Genomic DNA, 23,674 nt, shown 5'->3' on the forward strand with positions numbered 1-23,674 from the left:
CGGAAGGATGGACCCATGAATCAGCATTCCCACAAAGACTATGAAACGACCCGCATCGCCGTCATTCGCGCGCGCTGGCATGCCGATATCGTCGACCAGTGCGTGCAGGCCTTCGAAGCGGAACTGGCCGACATCGGCGGCGAGCGCTTCGCGGTCGATGTCTTCGACGTGCCCGGCGCCTACGAGATTCCGCTGCACGCCAAGACCCTGGCCGGGACCGGCCGCTATGCCGCGATCCTCGGCACGGCGTTCGTCGTCAACGGCGGCATCTACCGGCATGAGTTCGTCGCCAGCGCCGTCATCGACGGCATGATGAACGTGCAGCTGTCGACCGGCGTGCCGGTGCTGTCGGCGGTGCTCACCCCGCACAACTACCATGACAGCGCCGAGCATCACCGCTTCTTCTTCGAGCACTTCACCGTCAAGGGCAAGGAAGCGGCCAATGCCTGCGTGCAGATCCTGGCGGCGCGGGAATTGATCGCGGCCTGAGATCGCCAAAACGGCCGGATTTCAGCCCTGCAACAAGAATTGCGACCGACAGGACCGCAGAAGGTTGCGGTTGGCCTGAAATCCGGCCAGAAGCATCAGGGGCCGACCGGCGACCGGCCGGCCCGCGACGTTGCGCTTGAAACCAGATACGGGAGACTATTGGGTGGCTCGCATAACACTGAGACAATTGCTCGACCACGCCGCCGAATACGGCTACGGCGTGCCCGCTTTCAACATGAACAATATGGAACAGGGCCTCGCCATCATGGAGGCCGCGGAGGAGACCAAGTCTCCGGTCATCCTGCAGGCGAGCCGAGGTGCTCGCGCCTACGCCAATGACGTGGTGCTGGCCAAGCTGATCGACGCGCTGGTTGAAATCCACCCCGACATCCCTGTCTGCATGCATCTCGACCATGGCAACAACGAAGCCACTTGCGTCACCGCGATCCAATACGGCTTCACCTCCGTGATGATGGACGGATCGCTGAAGGAGGACGGCAAGACCCCGGCCGACTACGCCTACAATTCCGGCATCACCCGCCGCGTCGTCGACATGGCGCATTGGGGTGGCGTTTCGGTGGAAGGCGAGATCGGAGTGCTTGGCTCACTGGAGAGCGGTGGGGGCGAGCAGGAAGACGGCCACGGCGTCGAAGGCGAGATCAGCCACGACCAGCTTCTGACCGACCCAGAACAGGCGGTGGAGTTCGTCAAACACACCCATGTCGATGCGCTGGCGGTTGCCATGGGCACCAGCCATGGCGCCTACAAATTTTCGCGCAAGCCCGACGGCGCGGTGCTGGCCATGAACGTCATCGAAGAGATACACCGCAGGCTGCCCAACATGCATCTGGTCATGCACGGCTCGTCCTCGGTGCCCGAGGATCTGCAGGAGATCATCAACAAATATGGCGGCCAGATGAAGCCGACCTGGGGCGTGCCGGTCGAGGAGATCCAGCGCGGCATCAAGCACGGCGTGCGCAAGATCAACATCGACACCGACAACCGCATGGCGCTGACCGGCGCCATCCGCAAGGTGCTGACCGAGAATCCGAGCGAGTTCGATCCGCGCAAGTACCTGACGCCGGCCATGGCGGCGATGAGGAAGCTCTGCAAGGAGCGCTTCGAGCAGTTCGGCACCGCCGGCAATGCGCAGAAGATCAAGCCGCTGCCTGTCGCCGAAATGGCCAAGCGCTACAAGTCGGGCAGCCTCGACCCGAAGTTCGGCTGAGCTCGATCAACCTATCCCAGAGCTGCCAAGGACATCCCGGCAGCTCTGGTCTCTATCGTCTTGTGTTTCACTCCGGCGTCTCGGTCTCGGCGCGAACCAGCTTGATGTCGGCTCCGGCTGCCCATGCGCCGATATCCTCGCGGCGCAATGCCGCCGCCATCATGTCTGGAAACAGATCAGGCGTGCAGGCAAAGACCGGTAAGCCGAGCGCTGCAACCGACCCGGCCATCTTGGGATCGTAACCGGGCCTGCCCTGGTCGGTCAGCGCCAGCAGCACCACGACATTGACGCCGGACCGAACCAGTGCTGCCAGCCGCAGCAGCAATTCCTGACCGTTGCCGCCTTCATAAAGGTCGGTGATCAGCACCATATGCGACTTGGTCGGCCGTTCGATGCGATCCGCGCAATATGCGACGGCCTGGTTGATGTCGGTGCCGCCGCCAAGCTGCACGCCGAACAGGACTTCGACGGGATCGCTGAGCTCCTCGGTGAGATCAACAATGGCCGTGTCGAAGCAGACAAGCTTGGTCCGCACCACGGGTAACGAGGCCATCACCGCGGCGAATATCGAGGCGTAGATCACCGAGCTTGCCATCGAGCCGGATTGGTCGACGCACAGCACGACCTCGTCCAGGTCGACCAGACGACGCTGTTTGCGCATGAAGCCGACCAGCTTCTCAGGCACGATGGTTTTGTGCTCGGGCTGGTAGTGGCGAAGGTTGGCCGAGATGGTCCGCGGCCAGTCGATGTCGCGCTGGCGTGGCCGGTTGGTGCGCTGCGACCGGTCGACCGCGCCGCGTATCGCCTCGGCCGTCTTCTGCTCCAGCCGCTGCATCAGCTTGGCGACGATATCGGCGATGATCGTTCGGGCAATGTCCTTGGTCTTGGCCGGCATCACCGACCGCAGCGAAATCAGGTCGGCAACGAGGTTGACGTCCGCCTCGATCGCCTTGAGGAACTCCGGCTCCATCAGCATCTGCTTCAGGTTGAGGCGCTCGAAGGCGTCCTTCTGGACGATCTGCACGACCTGCGCCGGAAAGAACGACCTGATATCGCCCATCCATTGCGCCACCCGCGGCGCCGAGCGGCCGAGCCCGCCGCGCCGCCTGCGCGGATCGGCAGCCGCATCGCCGGCGCCGTCGCCATAGAGTGCATCGAGCGCCGCCGAAAGCCGCTTGTCGGTGTCGGAAAGCGCCGACGCGCCTTCGTCATCGGCCCCAATCGCCAGGCGCCAGCGGCGCTCGCGTCCGTCATCGGTGGCGGGTTCGTTCATTTCGGGCGCGTCATCCATTGCCGTCACCGCCCGTCAGCAAGGGTCCAAGGCGTTCCAGGTGCCGGCGCCATGCGGCGTCGCCATCGGGCGTCGGTGTCAGTCCGGCCGGCAGGCGCGCGGCGCGGCCGAGGACGGCCTCGATCAACCGCCGCCGCTCCATCGAGTCCAGATGCGAAAAGACCCGGCGCAGCAGCGGCAAATGCGCAATGAAGGCGTCTTCGTCGAGGGACTGGAGCCAGGCATCGACCGCTCCGCGCAGTGCCTCGTCATAGATGAGCCGTTGACTGGCGGTGCTGAAGAAGCCTTCGAAGAACCCTGCGGCCTCCATGACCGGCGCTCCCGGCGACAGGCGCCGTGCGATCAGGCCCGCCGCGGCCTCTGCGGACAGATGGCCGGCTTCGTAGAGCAGATGCGCGGCGCAGCCTGCCACCAGCGCCGTCGATCGCGATCCATCGAGTACCGCAGCCAGTCCGTTGCGCCAGCCGTCCAGCACGTCCTGTCCCGGCTCGACCAGCCTGATCGCTTCATCGGCCTTGCGCATCGCGCCAACCAGCGTCGTCGAAGCCTGGTCATCGAGGTCGCGGGCAGCATAGGCAAGCGCAATCGCGCCTTCGATGATCAGCCGTTCCAGCAGACCGGACAAGCGGGCCGTTTCCGTCTTGCGCGCCTCGCCATAGCGGATGATGTCAGCGAGCGGCGGCACCGATGCCAAGATCTCCAGGCATTCGCTGCTGTGCGCCGCGCGTTCCTCCAATGCCACGAGACCGGCGGTCGACGCCTCGGACAGGTTTGCCGTGATGGCGCCCTGAACCAGTCCCGCCAGCGCGTCGAGAGAGGTCGCCGCGCCGATCATCTGGATCAGCCGGCCATTGGCGGCCTTCTCGATGGTCGGCCCATAGATCAGGTTCTCGACCAGGCGGACAGCAAATTCCGGCTCCCACGAGAGCGCCCATCGCTCTCGGAAGGTGCCGCGGCTGCGTCCGCTGTCGGTCAACTTGCCCCAATGCACGCCAAGCACGTTCAACCGGTGTAGCAATGTCGAACGAAACAGCCCGCTTTCGCTGCGCAGATCGACCGACAATTCGCGCTCCAGCGCCTCGGGCTTCAGCCGCGCCGCTTTCTGGTTGCGTTGCAGATCCTCGATCAGCGGCGCCAGTGGCGTGTCGGGCGGAATTTCACCGACATCCGCGCCCAGCAGCAGTTCGGCTTCGACCAGCGCCCAAAGCAGCGCTTCGCCGTTGAACAGGGCGGCGATCGCGGCATCGCGCAATTCCTCGAACCCCGGCTTTGGCCGCTCACGGATCACGGCCAGCGTGCGGGCCAGCCGTTCGGCTTCGATCAGCGAGGCGGTCGAGACCATATGCCCCTTGCCTCTCAGCACCGCCGCGATCATTGCAAGCCACAAGGTTGCCGCGTCGTGGCGGCCGCGCGTGCGCCACAGATGCTTGCACCAGCCGGGCGCGACGACACCAGCGCCATAGCCGAAGCCCAGGGCCAGGCGTGGCCCCGTCCATGGCGCCCATGTCATCGTGCTCTTGCGCCGGGCGAGCCCCTTGAGAAGCGCCTGGTCCTCTTTCTGCGGTCGCGTCGCTTGCAATGCAGGCACATGCCAGGCGCCGCAAACGACAGCGATCGGCCCCTCGACCTCCTTGCGCGCCGCGGTGATTTCAAGCCGCATATGCGCTTCACGCCTGGCCTCGAATTCGGCTAGCGGGCCTTCGCCGTCGCGTAGCGTCGTCATGGCATCGGAAATCGCGGCAAAGATGGGACCTGGCTGCGGATTCTGCTCGATGATATCGGACCACCAGCTCTCGCCATCTTCATAGCCGGCGGCTTGCGCCAGTGTCCCGATCGGGTCACGCACATGCTGAGCCGTCTCGTTGTCGGCACCGGATTCCGCTTCGCCGGCATCGGCATCCTCACCATCATCAACCACAACCCGAGCCGATGACGGCAGGTCGATGAACCGCAAGGCCGCATCGTTGGCGACAGCCCACAGGGCCGCCTGGTATTCCGGCGAGAACTCGGCGAAGGGCCAGAAGCTGGTCGAAGCCGGATCGTCTTCCGGATAGCAGAGCAGCGCCACCGGCGGCTGCATTTCGGGCCGGGCAAGCAGCGGCAGCAGCGCGGAGGCATCGGCCGGCCCTTCGATCAGCACGGCGACCGGTTTCAAGTCCTGCAACGCCTGCACCAGGCTGTCGGCGGAGCCGGGCCCGTGATGGCGTATGCCGAAATAGGAAACGTCGCTCGGCGCCATGGCGTCAGATCGCCGCGTTCAAGGCCGCATAATAGCCGGCATAGTCCGGCCGCTTCTTGAGTACAGTTTCCAGATATTCTTCCAGCACCAGTTTGTCCTGGACGGGATCCTTTATGATCGCGCCGACAAGGCTGGCGGCGAGGCCTTCGGCGCCGAGCTTGCCGCTGTCGAACCAGGCCGCCTGGCTAAGGCCACCAACCATGGTGGCGATGGCCTCCGCCGTGGACAGCGAACCGGACGGCGTCTTCAACGTCACCTTGCCATCGGCGGTCGCACCGGAGCGCAATTCGCGGAAGATGGTCAGCACGCGAGCGATCTCCTCGCCGACATTCTTCGGCACCGGCAGGTCGAGACCGCCAGCCATTTCGCCGACCCGTTTCGAGACAATCGCCACTTCTTCCGCCATGTCCTCGGGCAACGGCAACACGACGACATTGAAGCGGCGCTTCAGTGCCGATGACAGCTCGTTGACGCCCTTGTCGCGGTTGTTGGCCGTGGCGATGATATTGAAACCGCGCTGCGCGTAGATCGACGTGTTCAGTTCCGGGATCGGCATCATCTTTTCGGACAACACGGTGATCAGCGTGTCCTGCACGTCAGAGCCCATGCGCGTCAGCTCCTCGAGGCGGCACAGCTTGCCGTCCTGCATGGCGCGGTAAAGTGGTGTCGGCACCAAAGCCTCCTGGCTCGGGCCCTTGGCCAGAAGCTGCGCGTAGTTCCAGCCATAGCGGATCTGGTTCTCGTCGGTGCCGGCCGTGCACTGCACGATCAATGTCGAGTCGCCCATGATGGCGGCGGCGAGATGCTCCGACACCCAGGATTTGGCAGTGCCCGGAACGCCGAGCAGCAACAGCGCGCGGTCGGTGGCGAGCGTCGCCACGGCGGTCTCCATCAGCCGGCGGCGGCCGACATATTTGGGCGTTATCAGCGTCCCGTCGTCGGCTTTTCCGCCGAGCAGATAGGTGAGAACCGCCTTGGGCGAAAGGCTCCATCCGGCGGGCCTTTGCCGGTCGTCGTTGCGTGCGAGTGCCTGCAACTCGGCGGCGTAGGCCTGCTCGACCGGAAGACGGATGGCTGCGTTCATTTGCTGTTCTCCCGAGTGATCATGTGTCGATTCCAGGCCCGGCCAGCGATGCGTTGAGGCGCAGAAGACCGAGCGAAGGTGCCGCCGGCGCCATGCCGGCCGCAACGACATCCCCGATCAATTTTTCTGCCGTCGCCGCTGTCGCCAGAAAGCCCAAATTTTCCAGTGTCTGGTCGGCGCTTCGCTTCACCGGCTCGTCGTTTCCCGCAACAGCGGAACGCAATGCCGGGAGCGTCTGGCCGTTTGTCAGGTCGGCCCATTCCAGCCAGCCTGCTTCGATGCCTTCGACCTGGTTGAGCGCGTGAAGATTCTGCGTGTCTTTCAGGATTTGCCTGGTCAACACACGCTTCCTGCCGCTGTCCAAACGCGCCATGAGATGGAGGACGAGAAGCGCCGGCTTGCCGCCTTCGGCGACAAGCGTATCGGCCAAATGCGCCACCGCTGCTTCACCGCCGGACACCGAGACCATTCGAACGAGAAAGAGATCGGCATTGTCGTCGACGCCGAACTGCCATGCCCCAAGGAAATCGGACTCTATCTTGCCGAAGTGGGCAGCAAGATCGCGGAGGTAACAGGTGGCAAACAAGTCGCCGCGGCGTGCTTCCTGCGCGGGCGCCTTGAGTCTTATCGGCGTATAGGTGGTGCGGCGGCGGATGAAGCCGGATTTGCCTTCCGCGATGAAGGCGGCGAGCTCGGCTGTCGGATCTTCCGTCCCGCCATCGCCTGGGTTGCCATGCTCTCCCAACCTTGCCAGCAGCCGGCCAGCCAGTTCGCGCACCCTGCCGGAGCGGTCGGCAGAGAGGCTCTTCAGGAATGGCACGTCATCGGCGCCCAAGCCGAAGCGCATGAGTTCGACGAGTGCAGATCTGATCTCCGCCGGCTCACTTGATCCCTTGGCCTCGATCAGTTGCCTGGCCAGCGCCGGAGCGGTGCGGCGCATATCGGCCAGCGCCGTACGGCGCGCGGCGGGATAGAAGTCATCCCAAGTTTCCACGGTCAGTTGCTCCCGGCGGGATTGTTTTTCGCCATCCACACCGGCCTGCCAATCGACCCAGGGGGCATAAACGTCCGGAATTTCCTGATACGACGCGGCGGGCATCCAATCCATTGGATGCAGCACGAAGCCTCGGCTGGCGACGAGCGTGGCCACACGTGTCTTGGTCCTTGCGTCGGCTGCATGCTTCAGCGCGGCTCGCAAAAGCGGCCGCAGCCGCTCCGGCAGCATGGGCAAGGCAAGTTCAGGCAGTGGCGGGCGTCGTTTCAGCGCCTTCGGCGCGGCTGGCCGCAAGGCAATGTCGAGGGCCTGCGCGGCGATTGCCAGCAGCCGGCGTTCGCGCTCGTCGGGGTTTGCACTGCCGGCGATCTCCTGCCACGCGGCCGGAGCCATGTCGAAGGTGGCGCCGCCGGTTATCCAGCAATCGCGCATGGTCGCCAGGCCGGTCTGCTCGATCTCATTCATGACAGGTCAAGCCTCCCAAACCCGCTTTGCGCCGCCAGCAGTTCAAGCCGGCTGCCGTTCCAAAGTGCGGCCGTTGCCTTGAGGTCCAACCCAAGCAGCGTTGGATTGACGGTGTCGGCGATTGGCAAGGCGATGCCGTGCGGATCGCCGGCCGCCTGCCACCAGGCGGCACCGCGATCGTCCAGCAGGATCGCTCCGGGCGGCAGCATGACGGGGCAATCGGTAACCCAGGGCGCTGCGTCCTGGCGAGCAATGTGGGCCGCGAGCGGATCCGACGCGACAAAGCTGAAATCGGGCCACTCGCCGGACGAGACGTCACCCCTGCGATCCGCCACCAATGCCCGCAACGGCTGGCGTGCCGGATAGAAGATCAGCCGGGCATCGAAACGGTCGCCTGGCGTGAAGGCGTTCGACCGGCGACCGGCCGACGCCGGAAAATAGTCGAGCAGCAGGGCAAATTGCGAGGTGGCGCTGTTCAGGTCGAGCAGCCAGGTCGAATGGCTGACAAGACCGTCACGGCGAGATTCGATCTTCTCGCCGAGCACTTCCCAAGCGCTTTCGACCTGGGTCGCATCGGGATTGGCCAGCACCTGTTCGCGGCTCTCGGAGGTCGAGACGAGCCGCCTCAGTTCCGGGTCATCGGGTGCCGACCGCCAGGCTTTGGCCAGCAGCACAAGCTTGCCGAGTTCGCGGATCGCCGCGTCCGGCCGTTCCTCGCTGCGCAACGCCATCAACCTTGACGGTATCTCGTCGATGCGGCCGGCAAGTGCCGTCGCCTTCATGTCGACCAGCCGCGCGGCGATCCGGCGGCAACGATCGCTGCTGTTGTCGACAAAGCCGGCAAGGCCTAGCCGCAACTGGTCGGCGATCCATTGATCGAGTTCATCCAGCGCCGCCGACACGGAGGATCGCGTGTCTTCCGCCCGCTTGCGCTGCGCTGCTTCGCGGCGTTCGACCGCGGCTGCGTCCTCGACAACAGAACTTTCGTCGTGCGCGGCTTCGCCGATGCTCTTGCCGCCCGCACCGAGCGTCGTCTCCACAGGCGGCGATGCGGCCTTCCTGCGGCGGCCCAGCCAATCGTTCACCCATTCCGGCGTCGAGCCGGCCGCGGCAAAGCTGGCCGGCGTGGTGGCGGCGATCCACATCAGCGCCAAGGTGTGCTTGCAGGGAAATTTCCGCGACGGGCAGGTGCATTTGTAACCATGGTCGCCGGTGTCGACGACCACACGGTAGGGATTGGAGCCGGAACCCTGGCATTCACCCCAGATGAGAGCCAGCTGTTCGTTCTTTTCGAGCCGGGGCCAGTTCGATTGCTTGGTCAATTTGGAAGCGGCGCTCAACGACGCCTGGTCGGGCGCAAGCGCCTCGATGGTTTTCAAGTCAAATTCCAAGCCGCGCCTCTCGTCGCTCGAACGAATGCCGGTTGCCAGTATAGATGGCCGTCTGTGAAGGATTCTTGTAGCAGCAGAGGGATAGAGACCGATACAGCGGGCGGCAAGTTAAAGTGCGCTGAGCAAAGCCGATACGCAGGCGACAGGGTTGTCAGGCAACCTGACCCTTTGCCCGGGATGTGCGCCGAAGATGGCTATTGAAGCGTCCGCGCCGGCGGCTGGCCGACATGGCCCCGGGCGATGCCGGCATCGGCGTCCTCTGCCCCAAAGGCGCGATCGAGTCCGGTCGCCACCACAGAAACCCTGAAGCGGCCTTCCATGCTCTTGTCGAAGATGGCGCCGACGATGATGTCGGCGTCCTCATACACCTCTTCGCGGATGCGGGTGGCGGCCTCGTCGACCTCGAACAGGGTCATGTCCCTGCCGCCCGATATCGAGACCAGGACACCCTTGGCGCCCTTCATCGACACTTCGTCCAGCAACGGGTTGGCGATCGCGGCTTCCGCCGCCTTCATCGCCCGGCCGTCGCCGGAGGCCTCGCCGGTTCCCATCATGGCGCGGCCCATGTCGCGCATCACCGATTTGACATCGGCGAAGTCGAGATTGATCAGCCCTTCCTTGACGATCAGGTCGGTGATGCAGCTGACGCCGGAATAAAGCACGCGGTCGGCAATGACGAATGCATCGGCGAAGGTGGTCTTGGCATCAGCGATCCGGAACAGGTTCTGGTTCGGGATGACGATCACCGTGTCGGCGCTTTCGCGCAGCCGCTCGATGCCCTCTTCGGCCATCTGCATGCGGCGCCTGCCCTCGAAAGCGAAAGGCTTGGTGACGACGCCCACCGTCAGGATGCCGGCCTTGCGCGCCGCCTGGGCAATGATCGGAGCAGCGCCGGTTCCCGTGCCGCCGCCCATCCCGGCGGTGACGAAACACATATGCGTGCCGGCCAGATGATCCATGATCTCGTCGAGCGATTCCTCGGCCGCGGCGCGGCCGATCTCGGGAAGCGATCCGGCGCCCAACCCTTCGGTGACATGCGCGCCAAGCTGGATCAGCCGCGTTGCCTTCGACATGGTCAGCGCCTGCGCGTCGGTGTTGGCGGCGATGAATTCGGTCCCCTGAAGCTGCTCCGCGATCATGTTGTTGACGGCGTTGCCGCCGCCACCGCCGACGCCGATAACGGTGATCTTGGGTCTCATCTCGGAGATTTCGGGCTTCTTGAACTCGGCCATGCCTGTTTCTCCTTCGCCAATTGCGCGCGCTTCACGACCCATCCGCAGACTGCCTTGGGGAGATTGCAATCGAGCGGCATGACGCGAATCAGTCCGTCCGGATGGGTACCTCAAAAAGCCAGAGAGCGGCCAGAGGTGCAAGTGCGTGCAAGGTCAAGATTTGTGATGATGGTTTTGCACACCGTGGCATGGACGCCGGCAGCCAGGGTCCCGGCTGTGCCGACACGGCTTGCGGCGCTGCGATCGGTGCGTCTATCATGCCGCCTAGAAGTCGCTGACTTCGGCGTTCTCGCCGCGTTCGGCCAACCAAGACTATCTGCGGCTGATGTCGTCAGGGTCAATTTCAGAACGAATGAAGTAGCGCCCCCCGCTAATGGCCGACAAAACACAATTCGGGTTGACCGCCGTCGACACCGTCCCCTTGCATGAGAAGGTCTATCTCGAGCTCGTCAGAGCCTTGATGTCCGGCCAGTTCTTGCCTGGCCAGAAACTGACCTCGCGCAAGCTCGCCAAGGAACTCGGTACCAGCGACATGCCGGTGCGCAGCGCCTTCATGCGGCTGCAGGCGCTGCGGGCGCTCAGCCCGATGCCGAACGGCAGCGTGGAAGTACCGGTGATTTCGGCTGAGCGGTTCTCACAGCTGACCGCCGTGCGGACGATCCTCGAAGGCTCGGCGACCGAATTTGCGACAAAGCTCATCAACGGCAACAACCTGCGGACGATCCGACGCCACTCCACCGACCTGACTTTGGCGGCCCGCAAGGGCGACATCGATGACTATCTGCGGAAGAACTACGACTTCAAATTCTCGATCTATCGCCATTGCGGCAACGAGCAGATGATCTTCCTGATCGAAACCGTCTGGATGCAGGTCGGCCCTTTTTTGAGGAACCTGGCCATGGGTTTCGAGGACGATCTCGCCTCTATTCTCGACATCGACTATCACGACGAAGTTGTCGCGGCGATCGAGGCCCAGGACGGGGTGCGCGCGCGCACGGCCATCGTTCGCGACATCGACGAGGGCGCCACGCACATCCTTCAGCAGGCACGATTTCCGCAACCGAGAGCCTAGAGCGGTTCACCGTTTCACGGAAACGCCGAACCGCTCTATCTCTTCGTTTTGACGCAATTCCGGACGGAAAACCGTTTCACACTTTTCCTGGAATTGCTCTAGGGCGCTAGACCACGGCCATGATCACGTGGGCCTGAATTTTGGCGGCAACCTCGCCGCCGCCATGTCTGTCGGCAATCGCGGAGGCGGCGTAGTCGGTTGCAGCTTCCAGTTCTCCCGCGCCCCTGGCCTCGATTTCGTTGCGAAGAGGAGTTCCCTGGCAATAAGCAACGGCCGCAAGGCGCGGCGAGGATGCACGGCTTTGTTCGGCTCTCGTCTCGATCACCACATGGGAGAAGCCCGCGTCCTCCAGTTCGCTACGGATCAGGGCCGTGTCGTGGTAGCCGTGTGGCGTGCGTGCCATAAAGCGCGGCGGATCGTTCGGAAACATCCTTGCGAGAGCATTCGTCACATCATTGGCAAATACATTCTCCTCGAGGCGATCCCATACGTTGAACAGAAAATGACCTCCGGGCTTCAGGACCCGCTTTGCTTCGCGGTAGCCAGAGGGGCGATCGGGAAAGAACATCGCGCCGAACTGACAACAAACGAGGTCGAAGGCCGCATCTTCGAACGGTAGCGCCAAAGCGTCCGCCTGGCGCCATTCGATGCGACTGTCGGGACCTTGTTGCGAAGCGGCGTAGTCGAGCATCGGCTGGTTGAGGTCGGTGACGACATAGCTTGCGCTCGTGGACAGTTTTGGCGCCAATGCGCGGGTGACGACCCCGGTGCCCGCGGCGATCTCCAAGACGGCACTTGGCGACAGGGACGCCGCTCGTCGTGCAAGATCCGCGGCGAACGGCTCGAAAATCAACGGCACCATATAGCGGTCGTAGTTTTCCGGAATCGAGCCCGCGAACATCTTGTCCGTTTCTGACATCACCACCACCGCCATCATTCAAAAGCGCGCGAGACTAGCACATAATTGTCGGCCTGGTCGCTTTTGACCGAGAGGCTCCAGCAGCATATGCGGCTATGTCGGCGGTGAGCCGCGGCAGTTCAAATGCCCCCTTGGCTTTCCGCCCTCTTGCCTCTATGTTGCGATCGCAGATCGCGTAATTGGTTTTGAAATGCCTCCCGACATCCCGGCTAGTGACTTGAAAAAATAAGAAAAACGCCTGGCAATGGTCAGGTTTCGTTTTCGAAAACTCACGAGCTATTTTTACCAGGGACAGTGTAGCCGATCAGGCTGCGGCACCTTCAAAAACCAGAGGTTACAAATTGAGCGATGCAATTGCGGACGTTTTGAACTGGCTTGAAAGCCGAAACGACATCCAGAGCCTGAGGGCGGCTGTGTGCGACCTCAACGGTGTCATGCGCGGCAAGCGCATCCCGGTCGAGCAGGCGCGCAAGGCGCTCGAAGGCAAGCTGCGCATGCCCTATTCGCTGATCGGGCTCGACATCTGGGGCGAAGACATCGAAGGCAACACGCTCGTTTTCTCGACAGGCGACGCCGACGGGCTTTGCCAATGGACGGGACGCGGCATTCTCCCGGTGGCCTGGACGGCGCATCCGACGGCGCTTGTCCCGCTCTGGCTCGCCGACGAAACCGGCGCGCCGTATCTTGGCGATCCACGGCGGGCGCTGGCCCGCATTCTCGATCGCTACAAGGCCTTGGGGTTGACCCCGGTCGCGGCGACGGAACTCGAATTCTACCTGGTCGATCCGCAGTCGCAGCGGCCGGTCGGACCCGTCTCGCCGGTCACCGGGCGCCGTCTCGATTCCGATGCGGCGCTGTCGATCGACGAGATCGACGACTTCGAATCTTTTATCCACGACGTCTACGAGGCCTGCAGAACGCAAGGCATTCCAGTCGACACAGCCATTGCCGAAAACGGTGTCGGCCAGTTCGAGATCAATCTGAACCATGTCGCCGACGCCCTGCGGGCGGCTGACGATGCGGTGTTGTTCAAGCGCACGGTGAAGGGCATTGCGCGCAAGCACGGCTTTGCCGCCTGTTTCATGGCCAAGCCCTATGGCGACCGCGCCGGCAACGGCTTTCACGTCCACTTCAGCCTGACCGACGCCGAGGGGCGCAACGTCTTCGACGACGGGACGGACCAGGGCTCGGAAATCATGCGCCATGCGGTCGGCGGCCTGCTGGCAGCGATGGCCGAGAGCACGCTGGTGTTCGCGCCGCACTTCAATTCATACCGAAGGCTGCGTCCGAGATCCTATGCACCGACCGCCGTGGCCTGGGGCTACGAGAACCGCATGGTCGCGATCCGCATTCCCGGCGGCCCGACCGGCGCGCGTCGCATCGAGCATCGCGTTTCGGGAGCGGATGCCAATCCCTATCTCGTGCTTGCCGCCATATTGGGCGCCGCACTCATCGGCATCGAACGACAGATGTCGCCTGGCGATCCGACCGGGAGCGACGGGCAAGGGCTTGTGCCGGCCAAGCTGCCGCCGGACTGGGCATCGGCGATCGCCAGTTTTGAGAGCGGAACACATGTGGCCGAGATCTTTCCGGCGATCCTGCGCGACTCCTTTGTCGCCTGCAAACGCCAGGAGTTGAATACGTTCGCCCTCAATGTCAGCGACTTCGAGATCGAGACCTATCTGGAAAGCGTTTGAAGCATTTTACGAGGACAGCTCGGCCTTCAGCACCGAGACCGCCACCTCACTGTTGTGGACATACTCGTTGGCGTCCGGCTGCCTCTGCAGCAGCAGGATGAACAGAAGGTCGGTCAGCGCCAGCTGCGCGTCGCGCGCGGTGATGGAGGACGAGCGCGCACGCTCCTCGTCGGCGATGGTGTAAAGGCAGATGTCGGCCACCCGGCTCAGCGGATTGTCGTGGACGCCGGTGACGGCGATCACCACCGTGCCGCGCTTGCGGGCAAGCTCTGCGATGCGCAAGGTTTCGATGCTGGCGCCTGAATAGGAAAGCGCGAACAGCACATCGCCTGGCCCGAGCGTCGAGACATTGGCCATCTGGATGTGGCTGTCGCTGTCATGCAGGACATTACGGCCGAGCTTCATCAGCTTGTAGGAGAAATCGCGCGCCACCAGCGAGGAGGCGCCGACGCCGACCAGATGGATGCGGCGCGCGCCATCCAGCAGTTCCAGCGCCCTGGAGATGACCCGCTCCGTGTTGGCGGCGACGGTCCGCTGCATGGACAGAAGCTTGCTGCCAATCAGCTTCTTGAGGATGACCTGGTAGCTGTCGCCGACCTCGATCGAACCGTGGATGACGCCGGCCGGTACGTGCCATTCCTGCGCCTTGGCCTCGCTGACCGCGAGCTTGAGCTCCTGATAGCTGGCATAGCCGAGCTTCTGGCTGAACTTGACGACGCTCGACTGGCTTCGTCCGATCTCGGCCGCAAGTGCGGCCGTCGACAGGCGCAGCATCTGGTCGGGATTGTCGACGATGTACCGGCCGATCTCACGATCGCCAGGCGCCATGCCGTCGAGCTTCGCATTGATCCTGTTCAGAACGGACACGGGATCCCCTCTATGCCTTTCAGGCCGGCAAGCCGCACAGCGTGCCACGATAGGAATAAAATATTCCAATTCTGATTGACAGCCAAGAACGCACAATTAATTCTCGAACCTCATCACACAAGGTTTCGGCGCATGGACAGACTGCGGATCGTCGGCGGACAGAGACTGGAAGGCGCGGTCACCATATCCGGTGCCAAGAACGCCGCCCTGCCGCAGATCGCGGCCGCCCTGCTCAGCCCCTACCCGCTCGAACTGACCAACCTGCCTGATGTGACCGATGTCGAAAACATGCTGGGCGTGGTGCGGCTGCACGGCGCCGAAGTGACGAGGTCGGCCCATGCCGCGACGATCGACACCAGCGCCGCCGTTTCCAAGGAGACGTCCTACGACACGGTGCGAAAGATGCGGGCGACGGTGCTCGTGCTGGCGCCGCTGCTGGCTCGGTTCGGCCATGCGCGGGTTTCGCTGCCAGGCGGCTGCGCGATCGGCGCGCGGCCGGTCGACATGCATGTCGCCGCGCTCGCGGCCCTCGGCGCCAGGATCGCCATCGAGAATGGTTCGATCGTCGCATCAGTGCCGAACGGGCTGACCGGCACGCGCATCGTCTTGAGTTCGCCATCGGTAGGAGCGACGGAAACCGCTATGATGGCGGCGGCCACGGCAAGGGGCGAAACTGAGATCCTCAACGCGGCGCGCGAACCCGAAGTGGCGGACCTCGCCGCTTGCCTCAACGCCATGGGCGCGCGCATCGAGGGCGCCGGCACCCACCGCATCCTGATCGCCGGCGACACGAACTGGCATGCCGCCAGACACGACATCATCCCGGACCGGATCGAGGCCGGCACCTATGCCATCGCCGCTGCCATCACCGGCGGCCAGCTGGAACTGACGCATGCCCGGCTCGAGCATATGGCCTCGGTTGTGCAATTGCTGGAAGCAACGGGCGTCAGCGTCTGGCCGGGCGACCGTGGCCTCATCGTGTCACGCGACCGGCCGTTGAAGGCTGTCGACGTCACGACGGAACCCTATCCGGGTTTTCCGACCGACCTGCAGGCGCAGTTCATGGCGTTGATGTGTTGCGCCGAGGGTGCATCGCTGCTGCGTGAAACCATCTTCGAGAACCGCTTCATGCATGTTCCCGAACTGATGCGGCTCGGCGCCAACATCAAGCTGCAGGGCACCACGGCGCTGGTGCGCGGTGGCGCCAAGCTGCATGGCGCGCCGGTGATGGCCACGGACCTGCGCGCTTCGGTTTCGCTGGTGCTGGCGGCGCTGGTCTGCGAGGGCGAGACGACCATCAACCGCGTCTATCACCTCGACCGCGGCTATGAGCAACTGGACCGCAAGCTGCGCCTGTGCGGTGCCGACATCGAGCGGCTGAGCGCATGAGCAGCGGTGCGGATTATTTTCTCGGCGTCGATGGCGGCGGGACCGGGTGCCGCGGCCGCATCGAGGACGCCCAGGGAAACGTGCTGGGACAGGGCCTGTCGGGCCCGGCGACCACGCGGCTCGGCATCGACGCGGCCTGGGCCTCCATCGCGAAAGCCTTTGGCGCGGCGATCGAAGAGGCAGGCTTCGGACCGGCCGACACAGCCAGGATCCGCGCCGGCATCGGCCTTGCCGGCATCGGCCGCAAGGGTGCGCTGGAGGCGTTGCGGGCGATCGCGCATCCGTTTGCCAGCATCGATTTCGTCAGCGACGGCGTCGGCGCCTGCCTTGGCGCGCATTCCGGCCAGGACGGCGCCATCGTCATTGCCGGCACCGGCTCGATCGGCCTCGGTTTTGTCGACGGGCGCGACCTGCGTGTCGGCGGCTACGGCTTTCCGATCTCCGACGAAGGCAGCGGCGCCGATCTTGGACTGAAGGCCGTGCAGCTGGCGTTGCGCGCCCATGATGGCCGGCACGAGCGGACGGCGCTGTTGGCCGAGGTGATGCAGCGCTTCGAGGGCGACCCGATGGCAGCGGTCGCCTGGATGGATCGCGCCAGCGCCACGGACTACGCAGCCCTGGCGCCGATGGTGATGCGCCATGCCGACCAGGGCGATCCGGCCGGGCGGCGCATCGTACAAGGTGCCGCCGAGCAGATCGACACGCTGGTACGGGTGCTGTTCGAACAAGGCGCGCCGCGCGTGACCTTGCTGGGCGGTCTCTCCAGCCCGCTCGAGCCCTGGCTTTCTCCCGATGTCCGTCGTCGCCTGAAGCCCGCTGATGGCGATGCGGTTTCGGGCGCAATCATCCTCGCCAAGCGGTCCTGTGGCGGGCGATAGTGCCTTGTCCAGTTAGGAATATTCTATTCCATATTCCTGTTGACGGTACGAATATTCAATTCTAAAAAGTTAACAAGCGAAAACAGGGTAGCTGCAAACGGACTCTGGATCCGTGTGCGCTGGCGCCGGTCGGGAGCTCTGCTCAACGCCGGCCGTGCAGCATGATTTGAAAGCACTGGGATGACCGAACAAGGGTTGATGTCCGAGCTGGACCGGCTGGTTTCCGAGGGCCGCAACCCAAGGACGATGGACATCGACCTGCTGCCGACCATCGACGTCCTGCGCAAGATCAATGACGAAGACGAGGCTGTCCCGGCGGCGGTCGAAAGGGTCGTGCCGGAAATCGCGGCCGCGGTGGACCGTATCGTGCTTGCCTTCCAGAAGGGCGCGCGGCTCATCTATATGGGCGCCGGCACCAGCGGCCGGCTCGGCGTTCTCGACGCTTCGGAATGCCCGCCGACCTTCGGCGTGCCCGAAGGCATGGTCGTCGGCCTGATCGCTGGCGGTCCCGACGCCCTGGTGCGGTCGACGGAAGGCGCCGAGGACGATCCGAAAATGGGCGCGAGGGCGCTGCAGGAGATCGGGCTCACATCAGACGACGTGGTGGTCGGCATCGCGGTCAGCGGGCGCACGCCCTATGTCATCGGCGGGTTGACCTATGCGAAGCAGGTTGGCGCGACGACGGTCGCCTTGTCCTGCAATCCGGCCTCGACCATTGCCGGTATCGCCGACATCGCCATCTCGCCGGTTGTCGGGCCGGAAGTGCTGACAGGGTCGACCCGGCTGAAGTCGGGAACCGCGCAGAAGCTGGTGCTCAACATGCTGACCACCGCCAGCATGATCCGCATCGGCAAGAGCTACCAGAACCTGATGGTCGACCTCAACCCGTCCAACAAGAAGCTGGTCGCCAGGGCGACCAGGATCGTCATGCAGACGACCGGTTGCGCGGCGCACCAAGCCAAACAAGCGCTCACCCAGACCGGCAATGATGTGAAGCTGGCGATCCTGGTGACGATCACCGGCTTGGGCGTCGAGGAGGCGCGCGTGGCTCTCGGCAAGGCCGGGGGCTTCCTGCGAAAGGCAATCAGCGACACGACAGCATGAAGGTACATCAGACACGACGGCAAAGCCGCATGAGACATGACGGCAAAGCCGCATGAGACAAGACGGCGTGAAGCCGCATAGACTGGGCCGATAACTCCAAAGCATGTGTGTCTTGGAAGCGGTCCGCAGAAACTGCAAGGCATCAAGTTCAATCATAATGGGAGACGAGAATGGTTCACCTCACAAGAAAGCTGCTGTCGGGCATCACGCTGGCGGCGATGCTCGGCGTGGCTGTGGTTTCAACGCAGGCGAATGCCGCGACGCTGCATATGGCCTGGTCGCAGGACGCCACCGGGCTTGATCCGCACAAGCAGACGGCCTTTTCGTCGCTGCGGCTGCTGGAGCTGATCTATGAGCCGCTGGTGCGGGTCGACGCCAGCCTGCAGATCATTCCCGCCATCGCCACCTCCTGGGAATTCTCCAAGGACGGCAAGGAACTGACCTTCAAGCTCGATCCCAAGGCGAAATTCCAGGACGGCACGGCGGTGACCTCGGCCGACGTCAAGGCATCGTTCGAGCGCATCCTCGACGAGAAGACGGGAGCGGCCGCCCGCGCCAACTTCCTGTCGATCGCCGGCATCGACACGCCCGATCCGACGACCGTCGTGTTCCATCTGTCGCAGCCCGACGTGCCGATCCTGACGGCGATGAGCGACGTCAACGCGGCCATCGTTCCGGCAAGCCAAATCAAGGCCGGCTCGATCGGCACCAAGGCGGTCGGCTCCGGCCCCTTCAAGCTCGACAAATGGGACCCCAACGCCAAGGAAGTTCTGAGCGCCAACAAGGATTGGGCCGGCGGCCCGACCGGCGTCGACGGCATCGAGATCAGCGTGCTTCCCGACGAAGCCGCGATCCTGGCCGCCATGCGCACCAAGCAGATCGATTTCGCGCTGCTCAACGACCCGCTTGTCGCCACGCTGGTGCCGAAGGAAGCCAGCCTGCAGCTGAACCGCGTGCCGGTGCTCGCCTATCACGTGCTGCAGCTCAATCCCTCACGCAAGCCGATGACCGAGCTCAAGGTGCGCCAGGCCATCTCCTGCGCCATCGACCGGCAGGAGGTGCTGGACACCGCTTCGCTCGGCGAAGGCAAGGTCACCGGACCGTTGACCATCCCGGCTCTGGCGACCGATCCGAGCCAGCTGTTCTGCTACAAGCGCGACGTCGAAAAGGCCAAGAAGCTGATGTCCGAGGCCGGTTATGCCGACGGCTTTTCGGCGACCGTGATCGGCGCCACCGGCGAGCCGCCGACGGCGGCCGCGGAAGCCCAGGTCATCCAGTCGCAGCTGGCCGAGATCGGCGTCAAGCTCGACATCAAGATGATGGAGCTCAACGTCTATGTCGACGCCTGGCTGAAAGGCGATTTCGACATGGCGATCGCGCTCAACGGCGGCCGTGCCGACCCTTACACCATGTACAACCGCTACTGGACCAAGGCAGGCAATTTGCAGAAGGTGGCCAACTACATCGACGACACGCTCGACAGCCAGATGCAGAAGGGCCGCGCCGAGACCGACCCGGCGGCGCGCAAGGCGATCTTCGCCGAGTTCGAGAAGCACCTCGCCGAGGTGTCGCCGTGGATCTGGCTCTACACCTCGTACAGCTATACGGCGCAGCAGAAGAACATCGCCGGGTTCGTACCGACGCCGACGGGCACGCTGTTCAGCCTGAGCAAGGTGACCATCCAGCAGTAGCCGCCGGAATTGGACGAGAGGACTTCTTCGCGTGAATTATCTGATGCGACGACTGGCGACGTTTCCTCTCGTCCTGCTTGGCGTGTCCATCCTGGTCTTCGTTGCGATCCGGATGGTGCCGGGCGATTCGATCACGGCGATGCTGGGCACCGAGGCCGGCCTGCTGACGCCGGCGCAGCGTGACTCGCTAGCCGTCTATTTCGGCATCGACCAGCCCTGGTTCGTCCAGTACTGGCGCTGGATAGGCGGCATCCTGCACGGCAATCTCGGCATCTCGGTCACCTATGGCAGGCCGGTGCTCGACGTCATCCTCGAGCGCTTCCCGCTGACGCTCGAACTGGCTGTGCTCTCAATGATCATCGCGCTTGCGGTTGGCATGCCTGCCGGGATCTTTGCCGCCACGCACAATGAGAAACTGTCCGATCTCGGGGTGCGCATCGTTGCCATGATCGGCCAGTCCACACCGAGCTTCGTGCTCGGCGTGCTGATCATCTACACGCTGTCGGCCGGCTTCGGCGTGCTGCCGGCGATGGGCGAATTCGCGCCGCTCTGGCAGGATCCCCTGCGCAATCTCAGCCAGCTGATCCTGCCTGCCATCACGCTCGGTTTCGCCTTCGCAGCCTCGGTCACCCGCATATCGCGCTCGGCCATGCTCGACGTGTTGAGCGACGACTATGTCCGGACCGCGCGCAGCAAAGGCGCCTCGGCGCGCAGCGTCATCTGGCGGCACGCGCTGCCCAATGCGCTGATCCCCGTCGTCACGCTGAGCGGCATCGAGTTCGGCTATCTCCTGGGCGGCGCCGTCATCGTCGAGCAGATCTATGCGCTGCCCGGTCTCGGACGCATGGTGCTGGACGCGATCCAGCAGCGCGACTACGCGCTGGTGCAAGGCGCCGTGCTGTTCATCGCCTTCAACTTCATGATCGTCAATCTCCTGGTCGACCTCGCCTATGTCGCGCTCGATCCGCGCATCCGGCTGGGAGAGCCGTGATGCGCATGCTGCGCGCCATCTTCGGACACGGCAGCGGCCGCATCGGCGGCATCATCGTCGGCGTATATCTGCTGGTCGCCATCCTCGGCATGCTGGGGCTGACGCCGCACAATCCCATCACGCAGTACGGTGTCGACCGGCTGCATGCACCCAACGGCGCCTACTGGATGGGCACCGACCTGTTCGGCCGCGACGTCGCCAGCCGGCTGATGGCGGGCGTCGGGCAGTCGTTCACGGTCGCCTTCTTCTCGGTCGCCTTCGCGACGCTTGCCGGCACCGTTCTGGGGCTGGCCGCAGCCTGGCTCGGGCGCCGCTGGGACGGCGTGTTGATGCGCATCATGGATGTGCTGCTGGCCTTTCCGGCAATCCTTCTGGCGCTGCTCATCGTCACGGTCGCCGGGCCGGGCACATGGACCAGCGTCGTTGCCATCGGCATCGTCTACACGCCGATCTTCACCCGCGTGGTGCGCGGCCCTGCTCTGTCGCTCAAGGCGCGCGAATTCGTCGACGCCGCGCGCACCTTCGGCAGCAGTTCGAGCTACATCGTGACGCGTCATTTGCTGCTGAACCTGGTGGCGCCATTGACCGTCCAGGTGACGCTGGCGCTGGCCTGGGCGCTGCTGACGGAAGCCGGCCTGAGTTTTCTGGGGCTCGGCACGCAGCCGCCCGCCGCCTCGCTCGGCCTGATGTTGAGCGACAGCCGCAATCTGATGGAGACCGCACCGTGGCTGATGATCTTTCCGGGCCTGGCGATCATGATCAGCATCCTCGGCTTCAACCTGCTTGGTGATGCCTTGCGCGACATTCTCGACCCGAAGATGCGCAGGGCGCCGGCATGACCCCGCTGCTGTCCGTATCGGATCTGCGCGTCGGCTTCGGCCGCAATCCGCAAGCCAATGAGGTGGTGCGCGGCGTCAGTTTCGACCTGACCGACGGCGAGACACTGGCCATTGTCGGCGAGAGCGGCTCGGGCAAATCCGTCACCGCCTTGTCGATCAACCGTCTGATCGATTTCGGCGGCGGCCGCATCACTGGCGGTGCGATGAAGCTGAAGCGGGCCGATGGCAGCGTCTTCGACCTGATGACCGCTACCGAACCGCAACTGACCGGCATTCGCGGCGCCGAGATCGGCATGATCTTCCAGGAGCCGATGACCTCGCTCAATCCAGTGCTGACCATCGGCAGGCAGATCGAGGAATCGTTTCGGCTGCACCGTGGGCTGACCGGCAGGCAAGCCACGGCGGCGGCCAAGGATGCGCTCGACCGCGTGCGCATTCCCGACGCCGCGCGGCGGCTGAAATACACGCCGAACCAGTTGTCCGGGGGAATGCTGCAGCGGGTGATGATCGCCATTGCGCTGGCCTGCAATCCGCGCCTGCTCATCGCCGACGAGCCGACGACGGCACTCGACGTCACGGTGCAGGCCCAGATCATGGCGCTGCTGGCCGAGTTGAAGCGGGAAACCGGCATGTCGATGATCTTCATCACCCACGACATCGGGCTGGTCGCCGGCATCGCCGACAGGGTGATGGTGATGCAGAACGGGCAGGCCGTGGAGCAAGGCGAGCTGAACCAGATCCTCGACAATGCACGACATCCCTATACGCAGCACCTGCTGCAGGACGTGCCGCATTTCGCCAATGGCAGCGCGACGCGCGCCGACGGGCAGCGCGACACGGGTGCAAGCAAGGAACCGGCCTTGAAGGTGGATAACCTGGTTGTACGATTTCCCCTCAAGAGCAGCTTCTTCAGCCGCGCCACAGGCGCGGTGCATGCCGTCGACGGCGTCGATTTCGACCTGATGCCCGGCGAGACGCTGGCCATTGTCGGCGAGAGCGGTTCGGGCAAATCGACCACCGCGCGCGCCGTCCTGGGGCTGGTGCGCTCGACACGCGGCAGCTTCTCGGTCGGCGTCCGAAAGGCTTCGGCCGAGCAGAGCGCCCTGCCCGTGCAGATGGTGTTCCAGAACCCCTATGCCTCGCTCAATCCAAGGCTCAGCATCGAGAGTATTCTGGCCGAGCCGGTGATCGCCACCGGCGGCCGGGTGAAGGCTGAAACGCGGGCCAGGATGGCAAGCCTGCTGGAGCGCGTCGGCCTGCCAAAGAACAGTCTGGAGCGCTATCCCCACGAATTCTCCGGCGGCCAGCGGCAAAGGCTGTGCATCGCCCGCGCGTTGATGCTCAACCCTTCTGTGGTCGTTCTCGATGAAGCGGTGTCGGCGCTCGATGTTTCGGTGCAGGCCAAGGTGCTGGAGTTGCTGGTCGACCTGCAGCGCGAGTTCGGGCTGGCCTATCTGTTCATCTCGCACGACATGGCCGTCGTCGAGCGGATCGCCCACCGGATCGCCGTCATCTATGCCGGCCAGATCGTCGAGATCGGCGACGCGACCTCGGTGCTGTCGAAGCCACAGCATTCCTATACGAAGAAGCTCATCGCCGCCGTTCCGACCATCGACCGGCGCCACGAACATTTCGAACTCGACACGCGTCAGGTCCCCTCGCTGGTGCGCCCGCAAGGGTTCGAGCCGGCGCCGGCGAGATGGGAGCAGTTTGGGCCGGACCATCGAGCGAGGGCGGAGGCGTGATGGCTGGCGTCCGGACATTTCCAGACTTGGCGGGACAGCACCCCCCTCTGTCCGGCAGGACAGAGGGGG

At 64.2% G+C, this 23,674-nt stretch carries 19 protein-coding genes; 11 read left to right on the forward strand and 8 right to left on the reverse strand.

The window, feature by feature from the left end; genetic code table 11:
• Nucleotides 1–15 precede the first annotated feature (15 nt).
• A complete protein-coding gene (locus AC1DZU_RS09430; protein WP_111546962.1) occupies nucleotides 16–489 on the forward strand; it encodes a 6,7-dimethyl-8-ribityllumazine synthase in 474 nt (157 codons plus the stop codon).
• A 163-nt stretch (nucleotides 490–652) separates the two neighbouring features.
• A complete protein-coding gene (gene fba / locus AC1DZU_RS09435) occupies nucleotides 653–1,717 on the forward strand; it encodes a class II fructose-bisphosphate aldolase (protein ID WP_477225929.1) in 1,065 nt (354 codons plus the stop codon).
• Nucleotides 1,718–1,784: 67 nt separating this feature from the next.
• Here fba and AC1DZU_RS09440 read toward each other — a convergent pair whose 3' ends face one another.
• From AC1DZU_RS09440 to ftsZ, 6 genes are all read right to left on the reverse strand, one after another.
• Nucleotides 1,785–3,008: a VWA domain-containing protein gene (locus tag AC1DZU_RS09440; protein WP_477283919.1), complete on the reverse strand. Its 1,224-nt coding sequence runs from the start codon at nucleotides 3,006–3,008 to the stop codon at nucleotides 1,785–1,787.
• Nucleotides 3,001–5,247 carry a DUF5682 family protein gene (locus AC1DZU_RS09445; RefSeq protein ID WP_477283921.1) on the reverse strand — a complete coding sequence of 749 codons (2,247 nt, stop codon included), beginning with the start codon at nucleotides 5,245–5,247 and terminating at the stop codon, nucleotides 3,001–3,003. The genes AC1DZU_RS09440 and AC1DZU_RS09445 overlap by 8 nt, the downstream gene beginning before the upstream one ends.
• 4 nt (nucleotides 5,248–5,251) lie before the next feature.
• Entirely contained in the window at nucleotides 5,252–6,331 is a 1,080-nt protein-coding gene (locus tag AC1DZU_RS09450) for an ATP-binding protein (protein ID WP_477283923.1), read from the reverse strand.
• A 19-nt stretch (nucleotides 6,332–6,350) separates the two neighbouring features.
• On the reverse strand, nucleotides 6,351–7,790 hold the full coding sequence (locus AC1DZU_RS09455) for a DUF5691 domain-containing protein (RefSeq protein WP_477283925.1): 1,440 nt from the start codon (nucleotides 7,788–7,790) through the stop codon (nucleotides 6,351–6,353).
• Nucleotides 7,787–9,169 (reverse strand): SWIM zinc finger family protein, encoded by a 1,383-nt coding sequence (locus tag AC1DZU_RS09460; RefSeq protein ID WP_477283927.1) that lies wholly within the window; start codon nucleotides 9,167–9,169, stop codon nucleotides 7,787–7,789. The genes AC1DZU_RS09455 and AC1DZU_RS09460 overlap by 4 nt, the downstream gene beginning before the upstream one ends.
• A 206-nt stretch (nucleotides 9,170–9,375) precedes the next feature.
• Entirely contained in the window at nucleotides 9,376–10,413 is a 1,038-nt protein-coding gene (gene ftsZ / locus AC1DZU_RS09465; protein ID WP_095088258.1) for a cell division protein FtsZ, read from the reverse strand.
• A 373-nt stretch (nucleotides 10,414–10,786) separates the two neighbouring features.
• Between ftsZ and AC1DZU_RS09470 the strand changes: the two genes are divergently transcribed.
• Nucleotides 10,787–11,485 carry a GntR family transcriptional regulator gene (locus AC1DZU_RS09470; RefSeq protein WP_477283929.1) on the forward strand — a complete coding sequence of 233 codons (699 nt, stop codon included), beginning with the start codon at nucleotides 10,787–10,789 and terminating at the stop codon, nucleotides 11,483–11,485.
• Between the two features lie 106 nt (nucleotides 11,486–11,591).
• Here AC1DZU_RS09470 and AC1DZU_RS09475 read toward each other — a convergent pair whose 3' ends face one another.
• Nucleotides 11,592–12,404 carry a class I SAM-dependent methyltransferase gene (locus AC1DZU_RS09475; RefSeq protein ID WP_477284208.1) on the reverse strand — a complete coding sequence of 271 codons (813 nt, stop codon included), beginning with the start codon at nucleotides 12,402–12,404 and terminating at the stop codon, nucleotides 11,592–11,594.
• A gap of 341 nt (nucleotides 12,405–12,745) precedes the next feature.
• Here AC1DZU_RS09475 and AC1DZU_RS09480 point away from each other — a divergent pair, with 341 nt between their 5' ends.
• On the forward strand, nucleotides 12,746–14,101 hold the full coding sequence (locus AC1DZU_RS09480) for a glutamine synthetase family protein (protein WP_379016972.1): 1,356 nt from the start codon (nucleotides 12,746–12,748) through the stop codon (nucleotides 14,099–14,101).
• Between the two features lie 6 nt (nucleotides 14,102–14,107).
• On the opposite strand, the gene AC1DZU_RS09485 is transcribed toward AC1DZU_RS09480, so the two are convergent.
• Complete coding sequence (locus AC1DZU_RS09485) at nucleotides 14,108–14,968, reverse strand: MurR/RpiR family transcriptional regulator (protein ID WP_477283931.1); 861 nt, start codon at nucleotides 14,966–14,968, stop codon at nucleotides 14,108–14,110.
• Between the two features lie 132 nt (nucleotides 14,969–15,100).
• Between AC1DZU_RS09485 and murA the strand changes: the two genes are divergently transcribed.
• From murA to AC1DZU_RS09520, 7 genes are all read left to right on the forward strand, one after another.
• Nucleotides 15,101–16,357: a UDP-N-acetylglucosamine 1-carboxyvinyltransferase gene (murA, locus tag AC1DZU_RS09490; RefSeq protein WP_477283933.1), complete on the forward strand. Its 1,257-nt coding sequence runs from the start codon at nucleotides 15,101–15,103 to the stop codon at nucleotides 16,355–16,357.
• Complete coding sequence (locus AC1DZU_RS09495) at nucleotides 16,354–17,235, forward strand: glucosamine kinase nucleotide-binding domain-containing protein (RefSeq protein WP_477283935.1); 882 nt, start codon at nucleotides 16,354–16,356, stop codon at nucleotides 17,233–17,235. Before murA ends, AC1DZU_RS09495 begins: the two co-directional genes overlap by 4 nt.
• Nucleotides 17,236–17,415: 180 nt before the next feature.
• Nucleotides 17,416–18,339, forward strand: a complete 924-nt coding sequence (gene murQ / locus AC1DZU_RS09500; protein WP_477283937.1) for an N-acetylmuramic acid 6-phosphate etherase — start codon at nucleotides 17,416–17,418, stop codon at nucleotides 18,337–18,339.
• A 170-nt stretch (nucleotides 18,340–18,509) separates the two neighbouring features.
• Nucleotides 18,510–20,030 carry an ABC transporter substrate-binding protein gene (locus AC1DZU_RS09505; protein ID WP_477283940.1) on the forward strand — a complete coding sequence of 507 codons (1,521 nt, stop codon included), beginning with the start codon at nucleotides 18,510–18,512 and terminating at the stop codon, nucleotides 20,028–20,030.
• Nucleotides 20,031–20,061: 31 nt separating this feature from the next.
• Nucleotides 20,062–21,021 (forward strand): ABC transporter permease, encoded by a 960-nt coding sequence (locus tag AC1DZU_RS09510; RefSeq protein ID WP_477283942.1) that lies wholly within the window; start codon nucleotides 20,062–20,064, stop codon nucleotides 21,019–21,021.
• Nucleotides 21,021–21,860, forward strand: coding sequence for an ABC transporter permease (locus tag AC1DZU_RS09515; RefSeq protein WP_477283944.1), 840 nt, complete (start codon nucleotides 21,021–21,023; stop codon nucleotides 21,858–21,860). The genes AC1DZU_RS09510 and AC1DZU_RS09515 overlap by 1 nt, the downstream gene beginning before the upstream one ends.
• Nucleotides 21,857–23,605, forward strand: coding sequence for an ABC transporter ATP-binding protein (locus tag AC1DZU_RS09520; RefSeq protein WP_477283946.1), 1,749 nt, complete (start codon nucleotides 21,857–21,859; stop codon nucleotides 23,603–23,605). Before AC1DZU_RS09515 ends, AC1DZU_RS09520 begins: the two co-directional genes overlap by 4 nt.
• Nucleotides 23,606–23,674: the final 69 nt, after the last annotated feature.

This window comes from Mesorhizobium sp. P2_A12, assembly GCF_056405075.1.